Below are 16,247 nucleotides of genomic sequence, written 5' to 3' on the forward strand. Positions count from 1 at the left end.
GGAGCCGGCTCCCACAGCCGGTTCCAGCGCCTTATTCGATTTCGAACAGGCCGTTGCCGACCGAGCCGGCACTCAGCCGTTCGCGCACGTCATCATCGATCCGCGGGTCATCCGGGCGGTAGAGCTTGACCTGGCGGTAGGCGTTGATGCGGTTGATTTCTTCCCCCAGGAACTCCCAGACCACGCGGGTGCACGCCGGGTTACGCCGGTCGCCGCTGGAAACCCCGGTCTTCAGGCCATTGAGGCGGGTAATGCGGCTCTTGAAACTGGGGATGAGGATCGTCTGGCTCATCTCGTTGAGGGTCAGCGATTCGTAATCGATCAGAAACAGCCGATCCTGCAACTGGAAGGCCGCACCGAGATAACGGCAACGCACCTCGGCATGCCCGTCGTTGGCGGTGCTGCGCTCCTGGCGCTCCTGGCGCTCGAAGAGGAAATGCCCTCGTTCCTCGCGCAGGTGCACCAGCGACACCAGGATCGAGCCGGGAACCGACATGCAATTGGAATACTCGAAGTAGTAACCGCAATAACGCGACAGGTTGCCCGCCTCCTGATGCAACGGCTTGAACAGCTCGCTGATCGGATCGTTGCGCTGCTCGGTGCGCTGCGCCGGATTGCGCGCACCGATCAGACGGGCGAACTGCTCCGGCGGCAGGCCCAGCTCGTAATCCTCCACCCCGAAGAAGTCGCCGATGCGCTTGAGGTTGTAGTTCGTCGGATGGCTTTGCCCGCTCAAGTACTTGTTGAACTGTGCACGATTGATCGACAGCTGGCGGCAAACCTCTGAAATAGAGCGGTAATGACTGCAGGCCAGCTTGAGATTGACGGCGAAATTGTCGCTCATGACGATGAACCCGGATGGTGCGAGTGACGCCATTCTAGCATCAACTCGCACCAAAGCAGAGCAACCCGCGAAATTGTCACCACCCCTGCCATGACCAACCATGCGCCCCAACGGATAGCAGCGCGCCTGCCGCCTGTTGCTCTTTTCACGCAAAGAATAAGAATCGAGGTCATTCTCCAATGCTAGAAGCACTCAATGATTTCCTCTCGGGGAAACTGCTCATCGTGCTGATCGTCGGACTCGGCAGCTACTTCACGATCCGCTCGCGGTTCGTCCAATTCCGCCACTTCGGCCACATGTTCGGTGTTTTCAAGGAGTCCCTCCGCGGCCAGGCAGGCCAACTGAGCTCGTTCCAGGCCCTGATGCTGAGCCTGGCCGGCCGCGTCGGTGCCGGTAACATCGCCGGTGTCGGTATCGCCGTGACCCTCGGTGGTCCGGGCGCCGTGTTCTGGATGTGGGTCACCGCACTGGTCGGCATGTCCAGCAGCTTCTTCGAATGTACCCTGGCCCAGGTCTACAAGCGCGCCGATGGCGATGGCCTGTACCGTGGCGGTCCGGCCTACTACATCCAGCACGGCCTGAAGCTGAAAGGCATGGCGGTGGTGTTCTCCGTACTGCTGCTGGTCACCTACGGCTTCGCCTTCAACGGCCTGCAGTCGTACACCGTGACCCATTCGCTGCAGAACGCCTTCGGCTTCTCGCCCAACCACACCGGTATCGTCCTCGCCGTCCTGCTGGCGATCGTGTTCCTCGGTGGCATCAAGCGTATCGCCGCGGTTTCCGACCTGCTGGTGCCGGTCAAGACCCTGGCCTACATCGGCGTGACCCTGTACGTGATCGGCACCCAGATCGAACACGTGCCGGCCATGCTGGAAACCATCTTCAAGAGCGCCTTCGGCCTCGACCCGGCCTTCGCCGGCCTGCTCGGCAGCGCCATCGTCATGGGCGTGAAGCGTGGCGTGTTCGCCAACGAAGCCGGCCTGGGCAGTGCCCCGAACGTGGCCGCCGTGGCGGCCGTGAAACACCCGGGCGCCCAGGGCGTGGTCCAGGCATTCAGCGTGTTCCTCGACACCTTCGTGATCTGCACCTGCACCGCGCTGCTGATCCTGCTGTCAGGCTTCTACACCCCGGGCTTCGAAGGGGACGGCATCGTCCTGACCCAGAACTCCCTGGCCGCGGTGGTCGGTGACTGGGGCCGGATCTTCGTCAGCGTCGCGCTGTCGCTGTTCGTCTTCACCTGCATCCTCTACAACTACTACCTGGGCGAGAACAGCCTGCAGTTCCTCAGCCGCAACCGCGCCGTGCTGATGACCTACCGCGCCCTGGTACTGGCCCTGATCGTCTGGGGCTCGATGCAGAACCTGTCGACCGTGTTCGCCTTCGCCGACATCACCATGACCTGCCTGGCCTTCGTCAACCTGATCGCCCTGGCCCTGCTGTTCAAGGTCGGTCTGCGGGTGATGCGCGACTACGACGAGCAACGTCGTGCCGGCGTCGACCAGCCCGTGTTCGATTCCAGCAAGTTCAACGACCTGGACCTGGACCGCGCCGCCTGGCCCGCCAACCCGCAAGTAGAAACAGCCACTGACAAAGCAGCCGCCCAAGCGCAGCCGCAACGCTGATATTCTCCTTGCCTCAGCCGCCCCGTTCGTGGGCGGCTGTGTCTTTCTCTCGCCAAATCTCTACGGAATGCTCCCATGGGTGCAGTCAAGAATCTCCTCGTCCTCTATACCGGGGGCACCATCGGCATGCTGCAGACCGCCGAAGGCCTGGCTCCGGCTGGCGGCTTCGAGGCGCGCATGCGCGAATACCTCGCCGGCTGCGCCGACGCGCCGCAGGTGCACTGGTCGCTGCATGAGCTCAACCCGCTGATCGACAGCGCCAACATGCAACAGGCCAACTGGCTGGCGATGCGCGATGCCATCGTCGACGCCGTCGAACAGCGTGGCCATGACGGCGTGCTGGTGCTGCACGGCACCGACACCCTGGCCTACAGCGCCGCGGCCCTGTCGTTCCTGCTGCTCGGCCTGCCGGTACCGGTAGTGCTGACCGGCTCCATGCTGCCGGCCGGTGCGCCGGACAGCGATGCCTGGGACAACCTGCTCGGTGCCCTGAAGCACTTCGAGCACGGCCTGGCAAACGGTGTGCAACTGTTCTTCCACGGCCAGTTGCTGCACGGCTGCCGTGCCTCGAAACTGCGCAGCGAAGCGTTCGACGCTTTCACCGCGCCATCCCGTCATCGCGAAGGCGAGCGGGCGGCGGCAGTCCCGGATCGGCTGGACTACCGCCAGCCACGGGTCCCGGTCAACCTGGCCGTGCTGCCGGTGTACCCCGGCCTGCAGGCCGCCCATCTGCGCGGTCTGTTCGACAGCGGCATCCAGGGCCTGGTGCTGGAATGCTACGGCAGCGGTACCGGCCCGTCCGATGACCAGGCACTGCTCGACGTGCTGCATGAGGCCCGCCAGCGTGGCGTGATGATCGTTGCCATCAGCCAATGCCCGGAAGGTTCGGTGGTGTTCGACACCTACGCCGCTGGCAGCCGCCTGCGCGATACCGGCCTGGTCAGCGGCGGCGGCATGACCCGCGAAGCCGCGCTGGGCAAGTTGTTCGCATTGCTCGGTGCGGGGCTGGATGTGCAGGCGGCGCAGCAGTGGTTTGCTCTGGACCTGTGCGGGGAGCGCGCGTAAGCGCCGCTCTTGCGGGCCTATTCGCGGGCAACCAACCGGTAAGCCCTGCACAAGGCTCTGGTGAAATTGGCGGAAGGCAGCGGGAGTCGAACCTGCCCGGGAACGGTTGCCGTCCCCAACCGGGTTTGAAGCCCGGCCGCGCCACCGGGCGCGATTGCCTTCCCTGAAGCTTCAGTCCCTGGCCTGCTGCCGGGCCAGGGCACTGTCAACACGGATATGACGCTGGTCGGCGACCCTGCGGGTCAGGCCGATACGGTCGAAATATTCCAGTATCTGCACACTGCGTTTGCGACCGATGCCCAACATATCGCGAAACGCCGCCACCTGCACTATCGGCGATGCCGCAGCCTGCCGCAACAGCAGCTCGACCATGCGTTGCAACGTCGCCTGTGGATAGAACAGGTCCCGCACCACCTGGTGCAACATCCCCAGCCGCGCCAGCTTGCGCAGAAGCAGGCGCACTTCGCCTTCCTCCCGTTGCTCTTCGCCGGCCAGGGTCCTGACCCAGGGCGGATCGAACTCGCCCGCCAGCAGGCGCGGTTGCAGGCGCTGCCACAACAGCTCATCGGCCTCGCTCAACTGCACCGTGTGATCCGGCCGGTGCAACCACGGACCACTGCTGCTGATGCCGCCCTCGCCCAGCAGTTCCTCCAGCAGGCTGACAAACGCCGGCCGCTCCAGGGGCAAGGCGCTGAAACGGCGCAGTCGATCGCGGTCCGGCCCCAACTGGTCGGGCTCCTGTTGATGGAAGGCTGTCAGCCGCTCCAGCAACTGCTCCCGGAGTGCCTGCCACTGCGTTCGGGCAAACAGCAACGGGCCCTGGCGAGTAACAATCACCTGTACCCCCTCCGGCAGTTGCCAGGTCTCGCGCAGGCGATTGAACTGCCGCTCCAGCCGCTGCGGGTCGAGCCCGCCCGGAGCGGTTTCGAGCAACGCGGGCAGGGCCTGCTCCAGATCGCCGGCATCGCGCAGCACCTGCAACTGGCGCAGACGCACCTCGCTGCGACGCTGCCGGCTCGGCGCAAACGGATCGAGCACCCGGCCACCTCCCAGCGTGCGCTGGGCACGCTGGTCGCGCACGACCAGACGATCGCCATGCACCGCCTGCAACGGCGCGTTGAGCAGCAACTGGGCGAACATGCGCTGGCCGCCCAGCAGCTTCTCGCCTTCGAGCAAGGCCACCCGGGCGGTGACATCCTGGGTCCCGAGGTGCACGTGCACGGCACTGAAGTGTTCGAAAGTACGGGTTTCACCGGGCAACAGCTGCAGCTCGATGTCGACTCGCGAACTCGGCGCATGCAGCCAGGCCGGCAGCAGCCAGTCGCCGCGATGCACCTGCTCCACCGCCAGGCGCTCGGCACTGATGTTCAGCGCCACCCGTTGCCCGGCCACGGCCTGCGGCGCCGCCTGGTTCTGCGCGTGCAGGCCGCGCACCCGCACCGCCTTGCCGGCCGCGCCCAACAGCAGCTTGTCTGCGACGGTGACCTGCCCGGACAAGGCCGTGCCGGTCACGACGATACCGGCGCCAGACACCGAGAACGCCCGGTCGACCGCCAGGCGAAAACCGCCCGCGACACTGCGCCGGCGCACACGCGACTGGGCTTCGCGCAAGGCCAGGCGCAACGCCTCGATACCTTCGCCGGTAACACTCGACAGCGCAAAGCGCAACGCCCCGGCATAAGGCCCCGGCGCCAGCAGCTCGGCCACTTGCGTGTCGACTTCAGCCAACCGCGCCGGCTCGACCCGGTCGCACTTGCTGATCGCCACCAGCGCCTGGGGAATGCCCAGCAACTCGATGATCGCCAGGTGCTCGCGGGTCTGCGGCATGACCCCATCGTCGGCGGCCACCACCAGCAACACCAGGTCGATACCGTGGGCGCCGGCGAGCATGTTGTGGATAAACCGTTCGTGCCCCGGCACGTCGATAAAACCGGTCAGCCCTTCCCCCTCAGCGAGGGTGGCGTAGCGGTAGCCGAGGTCGATGGTCATGCCACGGGCACGCTCTTCCTGGCGCTGGTCGCCGGCCTGGCCGGTCAGGGCCTGGAGCAACGCGGTCTTGCCGTGATCGATATGCCCGGCGGTGCCGACGATCACTGCACCGGCCCCAGTTGCAGCGCCGGCAGTTGCGCCAGCCACTGGGCTTCATCGTCCAGTTGGCGCAGGTCGAGCCACAGCGCGTCGTCGTCGATACGACCGAGCACCGGAACCGGCAGGTCGCGCAGGGCCCGCTCCAGCACATGCAGGCTGCGCCCGCGCAACTTCTTCGACACCTGCGGACGCAGGCACAGTGCGGCACTGGGCAGGCGTGCCACCGGTTGGCTGCCACTGCCGATCATGCCCAGGGCGGCTTCGACGCTGACCGTCCACTGCGCGCCAAGACGGGCCGCCAGTTCCGGCGCCAGCCGCCCGGCCTGGGCGGCGATCTCGGCCTGAGGCCGGGTCAGCAGGCGCAGGCTGGGCAGGCGCTCGGCCAGACGGTCGGGATTGCGGTACAGCGCCAGCACCGCCTCCAGCGCCGCCAGGGTGATCTTGTCCACCCGCAGGGCGCGCTTGAGCGGGTTCTTCTTGATCTTCGCGATCAAGTCCTTGCGGCCGACGATGATCCCGGCCTGGGGGCCGCCGAGCAGCTTGTCGCCACTGAAGGTGACGATATCGGCGCCGTCGGCCAACGCCTGGCGCACGGTCGGCTCGGCGGGCAGCCCCCAACGGGTCAGGTCGAGCAGGCTGCCGCTGCCGAGGTCCTCGAGCAACGGCAACTCATGCTGATGGGCGATGCGGGCCAGCTCGGCGGTGGGCACCTGGGTGGTGAACCCCTGGATGCTGTAGTTGCTGCAATGCACACGCATCAACAGGCCGGTGCGCGGGTTGATCGCGCCTTCGTAGTCGCGGGCGTGGGTACGGTTGGTGGTGCCGATCTCGTGCAGGCGTACGCCGGCGCGGGCCATGATGTCGGGGATGCGGAACGCACCACCGATCTCGATCAGTTCGCCGCGGGAAATGATCCCTTCCTTGCGCGCCCCCAGGCTGTTGAGCGCCAGCAGTACCGCGGCGGCGTTGTTGTTGACCACGGTGACCGCCTCGGCGCCGGTCAGCTCGCGGATCAGCCCTTCGATCAGGTCGTCGCGGTCGCCACGCTTGCCGGTACTCAGGTCGAACTCGAGGTTGAGTGGGTAGCGGGCGGCGGTCTGCATGGCCTCGACGGCTTCTTCGGGCAGCAGCGCCCGGCCGAGGTTGGTGTGCAGCACCGTGCCGGTTAGGTTGAACACCCGGCGGACCTGGCTGCGCTGCCGGATCGCCAGGCGCTCGCCGGCGCGGCCGAGCAGGACTTCGGCGGCCAGTTCCGGCGCGCTCAGTTGGCCTTGGCGGGCAGGTTCGCGCAGGTCGTCGAGCAACTGGCGCAAGGTGGCCAGGACCGCCTCGCGGCCGTGGCGTTCGAGCAGCGGCTGGCAGGTGGCGTGGCGCAACAGGGTGTCGATAGAAGGCAGGCGTGGGGTTTCGTTGGCGAGGCTCGCAGGCATTCGGGCAACCTTCGGTTCATTCGGTGTCGGGGCGGGACCATTTGCGGGCAAGCCGCGCTCCTGCAAGGGTTGAGTCGTTCACATATTCGGCGCAGTGCAGGCTTCTGTAGGAGCGTGGCTTGCCCGCGAATGAAGACGACTCGATTTTCCAGTGTAGCCGCTCACCCTCCCCCAGGCGCCAGCATCAGGTTCGGGGCCAATCGGTGGAAACCCTCCTCGTCCAGCCGAATGTCCAGGGCCAGGCTTGCCAGGTCATCCGCCAGCGGCTCGGCGGCGGCGTCGTTCTCCAGGTAGTTCTGCTTGAGATAGCCCTGGCAGCCCGGACAACATTCCGCCCGCAACGGCGCCTTGCCAGGCGCATGCCGATCGTCTTCGAGGTTGGTGTAGCGCAGGTCCTTGCTCGACTCGCAGTACACGCACTTGACCCGCACCACATGCCATTCGCAGGCGCACAGCGAGCAGGCCAGGTAACGCAGGCCATTGTGCTTGCCACGGTTGCGCACCACCCCGGCCATGGCCGGCGAACCGCAGGCCGGGCACTGGGCCAGGCTGCCGGCGGGCTTGAGCTCCTGGCTGGGCAAGGCCAGCAACCAACTGGCCCAGGCCGCCTGCAACGCGGCGCCGAGGAATGGCACCAGGGCCGCCGGCACCGCGTCGTATTGACCGCCGAGCAGGGCGATGCCCCAGCCCTTGCGCTGGTTGTCGTCACTGCCACGCAAACTGTCCAACGCCTCGGCCAAGGCCCCCGTCACCGGTGAATCGAGGCCATCGAGCAACGCCTGCAACCAGGCCAGCCAGGGGCCTTCACGCACCAGACTGTCCGCCGCCAGAGGGGGGAGACCATGGCTGATGCACAGCCGCTGGCGTTCCTCGGCCACCGGCAAACCGCCAGGTGGATTGTCGATCAGTTGCTGCTGGACCCGGCACAACTGGGCGACCAAGTGCAGGTAGTCACCCAGGGCATGCCCCTCGGCGAGTTGTTCCAGGCGCGCGGCACGCAGTTCGAATAGGTTGGCCGGCGGCAGATGCAGGAACGGCGGCGCCACCGCCGACGCTTCGATCTGCCCGGGTTCGAGAAGGGTGCTCAAACGTTCATCCTTGTTTTCCGCCGTGGTCGTGAGGGTTCTTGTCGCCGGTCACCTCGCGATACCACAGTTCATGGTGCTTGCGTGCCCAGGCCCGGCTGACCCAGCCATGCAGCATGGCGCCGATGGAGCCCTTGATCCAGATGCCGGCGTAGATGTGCACGATGATGCTGAGGATCAGCACGAACGCCGCCAGGGCATGGAGCAAGGCGCTCAAGCGGATCGCGCCGATGTCGAAGTAGTGACTGAAGTACGCCCGCCAGATCACCACGCCGCTGACCAGCAGCACCAGCATGCACGCCAGCAGGGTCCAGAACAACAGCTTCTGCCCGGCGTTGTACTTGCCGATCGGCGGTACGCCCTCTTCCTGGTTGCGCATCACCCGGTCGACCCGGCGCAACCACAGGCGGTCGTTGGCGGTGATGAAGTTGGCGCGCCAGAAACGCAGCACCAGGCCGAGGAAGAACACGAACATCGCCACGCCGATGAATGGGTGCAGGATCCGCGTCCACGGGCCGCCACCGAGCAGGTTGCTCAGCCAGAACAGCGCCGGATGGAACAGCGCCAGCCCCGACAACCCGGCCAGCACGAACAGGATCGCAACGATCCAGTGGTTGCTGCGCTCGTTGGCGTTGTAGCGCAGGATAGGCTTGTTGTCCTTCATGGCCGCTGCTCCCCTTGCCCACCGGGACGGTTCGGATCATAGACATGCACCGAAGGGTCCACCTGATGAACGCTGCCGTCGGGTGGTGTCGGATGTTCCTCTTCCTCGACCCGCTGTGGCCCGACCCGCACATAGTGGAAGAACCCGGCCAGCACCGCCGCGCCCATCGCCAGCAGCGCCAGCGGCTTGGTCACGCCCTTCCACAACCCCACCAGCGGGCTGATCACCGGCTGCTCCGGCAAGCCGGCGTACAGCTTCGGCGTGTCGGCATGGTGCAGCACGTACATCACGTGGGTGCCGCCAACGCCATCCGGGTCGTACAGCCCGGCCTTGTCGTAGCCGCGGGACTTGAGGTCGACGATGCGCTCGGCGGCATGCTCCTTCATCTCGTCCTTGCTGCCGAAGACGATCGCCCCGGTCGGGCAGGTCTTCACGCAGGCCGGCTCCAGGCCGACGGTCACGCGGTCGGAGCACAGGGTGCACTTGTAGGCCTTGTGGTCCTTCTGTGAGATCCGCGGGATGTTGAACGGGCAGCCGGTGATGCAGTAGCCGCAGCCGATGCAGTGGTCCTGGTTGAAGTCGACGATGCCGTTGGCGTGCTTGATGATCGCTCCCGGGCTCGGGCAGGCCTTCAGGCAACCGGGCTCGGCGCAGTGCATGCAGCCGTCCTTGCGGATCAGCCACTCCAGGTTGCCGTCGTCGCGCTCGTGCTCGGTGAAGCGCATCAGGGTCCAGGTCTCGGCGGAGAGGTCCTGGGGGTTGTCGTAGGTGCCGTGGTTGTGGCCGACCTCGTCACGCAGTTCGTTCCACTCCGAGCACGCCACCTGGCAGGCCTTGCAGCCGATGCACTTGGTGGTGTCGATCAGCTTGGCGACTTCCTGCTGCTGGCGTACCGAAGGCGGCACGGTGGTCGTGGCCGAGCGGGCGATGATGTCTTGGCTGGCCATCAGAGTTTCTCCACTTTGACGAGGAACGACTTGGACTCCGGCGTCTGGGTGTTGCCATCACCGAGGAACGGCACCAGGGTGTTGGTCAGGTAGCCATGCCGGGTGGTACCGGTGAAGCCCCAGTGCAACGGGATGCCGATCTGGTGCACAGTCTGGTTGTTGACCTGCAGCGGACGGATCCGCTTGGTCACCACCGCCACCGCGTCGATGTGTCCGCGCTTGCTCGACACCCGCACCCGATCGCCGGCCTTGATGCCCTTCTCGTTGGCCAGCACCTCGCCGATCTCGACGAACTGCTCGGGCTGGGCAATCGCGTTGAGGCGGCAATGCTTGCTCCAGAAGTGGAAGTGCTCGGTCAGCCGGTAGGTGGTCGCCGCGTAGGGATACTCCTCGTGCTTGCCGAGGGTGTCCCACACCGAATCGAAGATCCGCCCGGCCGGGTTACTGATGGCCTTCTTGTTCTGCGGGTGCAGCGGGTTGATGCCGATCGGTGTCTCGAACGGCTCGTAGTGCTCGGGGAACGGCCCCTCGGCCATCTTGTCGACGGCAAAGAAGCGCGCCACGCCTTCGGGGTTCATGATGAACGGATTCATCCCCGCTTCCGGCGGCGAGTCGGCCTTGAAGTCCGGCACGTCGGTACCGCCCCAGGCCTTGCCGTTCCACCACACCAGGCGTTTCTTCTCTGGATCCCAGGGCTTGCCCTGCGGGTCGCTGGAGGCGCGGTTGTAGAGGATGCGGCGGTTGGCCGGCCAGGCCCAGGCCCAGTTCTGCACCTGGTGCATACCGTACGGGTCGCTGTTGTCGCGCCGGGCCATCTGGTTGCCCTGTTCGGTCCAGCAACCGGCGAAGATCCAGCAGCCGGACGCGGTGCTGCCGTCGTCCTTCAACTGGGCGAAGGCCGAGAGCTGCTGGCCGGCCTTGAGCGTGACCCCGCTCGGGTCGCTCAGGTCGCTGACCGCCCAGCCGTTCATCTCCTTGGCCAGCTCTTCGGGCGAAGGCTCCTCGGGGATCTTGTACGGCCAACTGATATTGAGCATCGGGGCCGGGTAGGCACCGCCCTCGGCCTGGTAGCGATGGCGCAGGCGCAGGAACAGCTCGCTCATGATCTGCACGTCGGTACGGGTTTCGCCCGGGCCGTCGGCGCCCTTCCAGTGCCACTGCAGCCAGCGGCTGCTGTTGACCAGCGAGCCATCCTCCTCGGCGAAGCAGGTGGTGGGCAGGCGGATCACCTCGGTCTGGATGTTGGCCGTGTCGACGTCGTTGAACGGCCCGGCGTTGCGCCAGAACTCCGAGGTCTCGGTGGCCAGCGGGTCCATGATCACCAGCCACTTGAGCTTGCCGAGCGCGGCGGTGACGCGGTTCTTGTCCGGCAGCGCGGCGATCGGGTTGAAGCCCTGGCACATGTAGCCGTTGACCTTGCCCTGGCCCATCATCTCGAACATGCGCAGCACGTCGTAGGCCGGCACATCGAGCTTGGGCAACCAGTCGTAGCCCCAGTTGTTGGCTGCGGTGGCGTTGGCGCCATACCAGGCCTTCATCAGGCTGACGTGGAACTTGCCGTAGTTCTGCCAGTAGGACAACTGCCCCGGCCGCAGCGGCTTGGGCGCACGCTTGTCGATGAAGGCGGCGTAGTCCTGCTCGGCATCGCCGGCCAGGGTCAGGTAGCCCGGCAGCGAGTTGGACAAAAGGCCCAGGTCGGTCAGGCCCTGGATGTTGGAGTGACCGCGCAGGGCGTTGACCCCGCCACCCGGCATGCCGACGTTGCCCAGCAGCAGTTGCACCATCGCCGCGCTTCGGATGATCTGCGCGCCGATCGAGTGCTGGGTCCAGCCCAGGGCATAGAGGATGGTCATGGTTTTGCCCGGTGCCGAGCAGGTGGCGATCTCTTCCCAGATCGTCATCATCCGGTCCTGGGGCATGCCACAGGTCATGCTCGCCACTTCCGGCGTGTAGCGGCTGTAGTGCTGCTTCATCAACTGGTAGACGCAACGCGGGTGCTGCAGGGTCGGGTCGACCTTGGCGAAACCGTCCTCGCCGAGCTCGTAGCCCCAGCCGGACTTGTCGACATAGGTGCGCTTGGCCGCGTCATAGCCGCTGAACAGGCCATCCTCGAAGCCATAGCCGGCCTTGACGATGAACGACACGTCGGTGTAGTTGCGCACGTATTCGTGCTGGATCCTGTCGTTGCTCAGCAGATAGTTGATCAGCCCGCCCATGAAGGCGATGTCGCTACCGGTGCGGATCGGCGCATAGTAGTCTGCCACCGAGGCGGTACGGGTGAACCGCGGGTCGACCACGATCAGCCGCGCCTGGTTGTGCGCCTTGGCTTCGGTCACCCACTTGAAGCCGCACGGATGCGCTTCAGCGGCGTTGCCGCCCATCACCAGGACCAGGTTCGCGTTGGCGATGTCAGACCAGTGATTGGTCATGGCGCCACGGCCGTACGTCGGGGCAAGACTTGCCACCGTCGGACCGTGTCAGACACGCGCCTGGTTATCGAACCCCAGCATGCCGAGCGAACGGATCACCTTGTGCGTCAGGTAGCCGGCTTCGCTGGAAGCGGCGGACGCGGCAAGGAACCCCGTGGTGAGCCAGCGGTTGACCGTCTGGCCCTGGGCATTCTTTTCGATGAAGTTGGCGTCGCGGTCCTGCTTCATCAGTTCGGCGACGCGATCGAGCGCCTCGTCCCAACTGATGCGGGTCCACTCCTTGCTGCCGGGCTTGCGTACCTCGGGGTACAGCAGCCGGCTCGGGCTGTGGATGAAGTCCAGCAGGCCGGCGCCTTTCGGGCAGAGGGTGCCGCGATTGACCGGATGGTCCGCATCGCCCTCGATATGGATGATGTTCTGCTTGACGTTCTTGCCCGCGTCGCCCTGGCTGTACAGGATCAGGCCGCAGCCGACCGAGCAGTAGGGACAGGTGTTGCGGGTTTCCTTGGTATGCGCCAGCTTGAAATGGCGCACCTGCTCGGCGAACGCCGGCGTCGGGGCCATGCCCAACGCTGCAAGGCTCGAGCCTCCAAGGCCGACAGCGGCGACCTTGAAGAACTGCCGACGGTTGAGGTCCATCGTGCACTCCTGATCAGGTGGGGGCGCACGGGACATGGCCGGCGCCTCTTGGCAATCACGGTGGAGGCAAATACTGCCTGCCAATAGGTAACTCTAGCCAAGATTCCTGAACGTGCGATGACATGGGTCAAGACGCCGACAGTTGACGCGGGGTAATGAGGAAGATTTGCCGAAGTCGCGTGTCCGGCAACCGGACGTTGGCAATCAACCACCGATCCAACTGAAGAGCGGCGAATCCGCGCCACTCTCGACCCGGACCTCGCTGCTATGGCGCAACCGCACCAGCAGACGCTTGCCCGCTGCCGTGCTGCCGGTCAGCGCCTCCAACTGCTCCAGCAGTTCCGGCCCGCTCAGCTGTCCGGCCTGGCGCAACAGCTCCCGGGCCAGTTGCCATTGGGTGTCGTCCTGGCTCGCCGGTTTGCTCACCACTGCGGCGGCGGGCGCCTGCTGCGGCGTCACGCCCTGCAACTGCGCGCCCAGACGGGCCCACTCGTTGTCGTCCAGCTCCAGCGTCAAATCCACCGACCACTGGCCGACGGTCCCACGAATCCTCACCATGCATCGGTCCTCGTTCATCTTTGTGCCACAGGCAGGGCTGCATGCTCCCATGCGTCAGCAGGATAGCCAAGCGGGTGGCCGAAACAGCCAGAAACGTTATAAGATCACATAACAAAATCCCCTTCGCCGTTTCCGGAGAAACGCCATGCGCCGCCTGCTTCTCGCCCTGCCTTTCGCCCTGTTGCCCCTGGTCGCCGCCCAGGCCCATGAAAAAGAACATGGCAGCCTCGGTGCCCATGAACACGGCGTAGGCCGCCTGAATGCGGTGCTGGATGCGCAGACCCTGGAACTGGAACTGCAAAGCCCGGCGATGAACCTGGTGGGCTTCGAGCACGCGGCCACCAGCGATGCCGACAAGGCCAAGGTCGCCGCCGTGCGTGCGCTGCTGGACAAGCCGCTGGAACTGTTCAACCTGCCCAAGGGTGCCGGTTGCGTGGTCGCCAACCAGGAGCTGGAGAGCCCGCTGTTCGGTGACCCGGCGCCGGAAGATGCCGACCACGACGACGATGATGACGACGACCACGCCCAGGCGGGCGGCGAGCACGAGCACCATCACGACCACAGCGAAATCCACGCGCACTACCAGTTCACCTGCAGCACGCCGACTGCGCTCAAGCAGCTCGACCTGAGCCAGGTCTTCAAGACGTTCCCCGCCACCCAGAAAATCCAGGTACAACTGATCTCGCCAAGCGGCCAGCAGGGTGTCGATGCGACGCCGAAGGCCGCTACCCTGAAATTCTGATCCAATGCCCATGGTAGGAGCCGGCTTGCTGGCCATAGCGATGCCACTGGCGCCACCGACTCATTCTCGGATGGCCGCCTGGGGTGGATCGTCGGAGAGCCGCCGGCAGCACGCCGGCTCCTACAAGGCCTATCACCTGTGAAGCGGTTTCCATGACCCAAGCACTTATCGAACTGTCCGACCTGGGCTTCAACTGGCCCGGGCATCCGCAGTTGCTGGATATCCCGACGTTCCGCCTGGAACGCGGCGAAACCCTGTTTCTCAAGGGCCCCAGCGGCAGTGGCAAGACCACCCTGCTCGGCCTGCTCGGCGGTGTGCAGAAACCCAGCCGCGGCAGCATCCGCCTGCTCGGCCAGGAACTGACCGAACTGGGCGCCGGTGCCCGCGACCGTTTTCGCGTCGATCACACCGGCTACATCTTCCAGCAGTTCAACCTGCTGCCGTTTCTCTCGGTGCGCGAGAACGTCGAGCTGCCCTGTCACTTCTCCAGGTTGCGCGCCAGCCGCGCCGCGCAGCGCCACGGCAGTGTCGACCAGGCCGCCGCGACCCTGCTCGCCCACCTGGGCCTCAAGGATCCGGCGCTGCTGGAACGCCGTGCCGACTCGCTGTCGATCGGCCAGCAGCAACGGGTCGCCGCCGCCCGCGCACTGATCGGCCAACCGGAACTGGTGATCGCCGACGAGCCGACCTCGGCCCTCGACTACGATGCCCGCGAAGCCTTCCTCCAACTGCTGTTCGCCGAATGCCGCGAGGCCGGCTCCAGCCTGCTGTTCGTCAGCCATGACCAGAGCCTGGCAGCGCTGTTCGACCGCCACCTGTCCCTGGCCGAACTCAATCGCGCGGCCGCGCCCGCGGAGGTTTGAGATGTACCTGTTACGACTGGCCCTGGCCAGCCTGGCCAACCGCCGTTTCACCGCCCTGCTCACGGCCTTCGCCATCGCTCTCTCGGTCTGCCTGCTGCTGGCGGTGGAACGGGTGCGCACCGAAGCCCGCGCCAGCTTCGCCAGCACCATCAGCGGCACCGACCTGATCGTCGGTGCCCGCTCCGGCTCGGTGAACCTGCTGCTGTACTCGGTGTTCCGTATCGGCAACGCCACCAACAATATCCGCTGGGACAGCTTCGAGCACTTCGCCAACGACCCGCGGGTGAAGTGGGCGATCCCGATGTCCCTCGGCGACTCGCACCGCGGCTACCGGGTGCTGGGCACCAGCGAGGCGTACTTCGAGCACTACCAGTACGGCCACCAGCAGAACCTCGAACTGGCCAGCGGCCGCGCCTTCGCCACCGATCCGTTCGAGGTGGTGCTCGGTGCCGAAGTCGCCGAGGCCCTGCACTACAAGCTCGGCGACAAGCTGGTGCTGGCCCATGGGGTCGCCGCGATCAGCCTGGTCAAGCACGATGACAAGCCGTTCACCGTGGTCGGCATCCTCAAGCGCACCGGCACGCCGGTGGACCGCACGCTGCACATCAGCCTCGGCGGCATGGAGGCGATCCACATCGACTGGCACAACGGTGTCCCGGCCCACGGCGCCGGGCGGATCAGCGCCGACCAGGCGCGCAACATGGACCTCACGCCCCAGGCGATCACCGCCTTCATGCTCGGCCTCAAGAGCAAGATCGCGACCTTCGCCCTGCAACGGGAGATCAACGAGTTCCGTGGCGAGCCGATGCTGGCGATCCTGCCGGGCGTGGCCCTGCAGGAACTCTGGAGCCTGATGGGTACGGCGGAAAAGGCCCTGTTCGTGGTCTCGCTGTTCGTGGTGCTGACCGGCCTGATCGGCATGCTCACGGCGATCCTCACCAGCCTCAACGAACGCCGGCGGGAAATGGCGATCCTGCGCTCGGTGGGCGCGCGCCCCTGGCATATCGCCAGCCTGCTGGTGCTGGAAGCCTTCGCCCTGGCGCTGGCCGGAGTGACGGCCGGGCTTGGTCTGTTGTACCTGGGCATCGCCCTGGCCCAGGGTTACGTGCAGTCCAACTACGGGCTTTACCTGCCGCTGTCCTGGCCAAGCGAATATGAATGGACGCTGCTCGGCGGTATCCTCGTCGCCGCCCTGTTGATGGGCAGCGTGCCGGCCTGGCGCGCCTATCGACAGTCCCTGGCCGATGGCCTGTCCATTCGTTTGTGAGCCC

Annotated in this window: 13 protein-coding genes and 1 tRNA gene; 5 read left to right on the plus strand and 9 right to left on the minus strand. The window is 65.9% G+C overall.

The genetic code is table 11. From position 1 onward, the window contains the following. Positions 1-31: 31 nt before the first annotated feature. Positions 32-844, minus strand: coding sequence for a Cro/Cl family transcriptional regulator (locus PF66_RS09365; protein ID WP_054061194.1), 813 nt, complete (start codon positions 842-844; stop codon positions 32-34). A gap of 179 nt (positions 845-1,023) precedes the next feature. Between PF66_RS09365 and PF66_RS09370 the strand changes: the two genes are divergently transcribed. Then, positions 1,024-2,466: an alanine/glycine:cation symporter family protein gene (locus PF66_RS09370; RefSeq protein ID WP_054062535.1), complete on the plus strand. Its 1,443-nt coding sequence runs from the start codon at positions 1,024-1,026 to the stop codon at positions 2,464-2,466. A gap of 75 nt (positions 2,467-2,541) precedes the next feature. After that, a complete protein-coding gene (locus tag PF66_RS09375; protein ID WP_054061489.1) occupies positions 2,542-3,531 on the plus strand; it encodes an asparaginase in 990 nt (329 codons plus the stop codon). Between the two features lie 67 nt (positions 3,532-3,598). Here PF66_RS09375 and PF66_RS09380 read toward each other — a convergent pair. The 8 genes from PF66_RS09380 to PF66_RS09420 form a co-directional block, all read right to left on the minus strand. Next, positions 3,599-3,694 (minus strand) — tRNA-Sec (locus tag PF66_RS09380). An 8-nt stretch (positions 3,695-3,702) separates the two neighbouring features. After that, on the minus strand, positions 3,703-5,625 hold the full coding sequence (gene selB / locus PF66_RS09385; protein ID WP_054062536.1) for a selenocysteine-specific translation elongation factor: 1,923 nt from the start codon (positions 5,623-5,625) through the stop codon (positions 3,703-3,705). Then, on the minus strand, positions 5,622-7,049 hold the full coding sequence (gene selA / locus PF66_RS09390; protein WP_054062537.1) for an L-seryl-tRNA(Sec) selenium transferase: 1,428 nt from the start codon (positions 7,047-7,049) through the stop codon (positions 5,622-5,624). Before selA ends, selB begins: the two co-directional genes overlap by 4 nt. Positions 7,050-7,210: 161 nt before the next feature. Continuing rightward, the gene (fdhE, locus tag PF66_RS09395) at positions 7,211-8,137 is read right to left on the minus strand and encodes a formate dehydrogenase accessory protein FdhE (protein ID WP_054061079.1); all 927 of its coding nucleotides are present in this window, start codon (positions 8,135-8,137) and stop codon (positions 7,211-7,213) included. A gap of 4 nt (positions 8,138-8,141) precedes the next feature. Then, positions 8,142-8,798, minus strand: a complete 657-nt coding sequence (locus PF66_RS09400) for a formate dehydrogenase subunit gamma (RefSeq protein ID WP_054062538.1) — start codon at positions 8,796-8,798, stop codon at positions 8,142-8,144. After that, a complete protein-coding gene (gene fdxH / locus PF66_RS09405) occupies positions 8,795-9,745 on the minus strand; it encodes a formate dehydrogenase subunit beta (RefSeq protein ID WP_054061077.1) in 951 nt (316 codons plus the stop codon). Before fdxH ends, PF66_RS09400 begins: the two co-directional genes overlap by 4 nt. Next, entirely contained in the window at positions 9,745-12,813 is a 3,069-nt protein-coding gene (fdnG, locus tag PF66_RS09410) for a formate dehydrogenase-N subunit alpha (protein ID WP_152972995.1), read from the minus strand. The genes fdxH and fdnG overlap by 1 nt, the downstream gene beginning before the upstream one ends. Before the next feature lie 204 nt (positions 12,814-13,017). Further along, complete coding sequence (locus tag PF66_RS09420) at positions 13,018-13,371, minus strand: hypothetical protein (protein WP_054062539.1); 354 nt, start codon at positions 13,369-13,371, stop codon at positions 13,018-13,020. Positions 13,372-13,516: 145 nt separating this feature from the next. On the opposite strand from PF66_RS09420, the gene PF66_RS09425 reads away from it, so the two are divergent. The 3 genes from PF66_RS09425 to PF66_RS09435 all read left to right on the plus strand — a co-directional run bounded on the left by PF66_RS09425 (position 13,517) and on the right by PF66_RS09435 (position 16,243). Continuing rightward, positions 13,517-14,113: a DUF2796 domain-containing protein gene (locus PF66_RS09425; protein ID WP_054061073.1), complete on the plus strand. Its 597-nt coding sequence runs from the start codon at positions 13,517-13,519 to the stop codon at positions 14,111-14,113. A 152-nt stretch (positions 14,114-14,265) separates the two neighbouring features. Further along, the gene (locus PF66_RS09430) at positions 14,266-14,976 is read left to right on the plus strand and encodes an ABC transporter ATP-binding protein (protein ID WP_054062540.1); all 711 of its coding nucleotides are present in this window, start codon (positions 14,266-14,268) and stop codon (positions 14,974-14,976) included. Between the two features lies 1 nt (position 14,977). Then, entirely contained in the window at positions 14,978-16,243 is a 1,266-nt protein-coding gene (locus PF66_RS09435; RefSeq protein WP_054061297.1) for an ABC transporter permease, read from the plus strand. Positions 16,244-16,247: the final 4 nt, after the last annotated feature.

It is taken from the genome of Pseudomonas asplenii, from assembly GCF_001293465.1.
In the GTDB taxonomy this organism is placed as follows: domain Bacteria; phylum Pseudomonadota; class Gammaproteobacteria; order Pseudomonadales; family Pseudomonadaceae; genus Aquipseudomonas; species Aquipseudomonas fuscovaginae_B.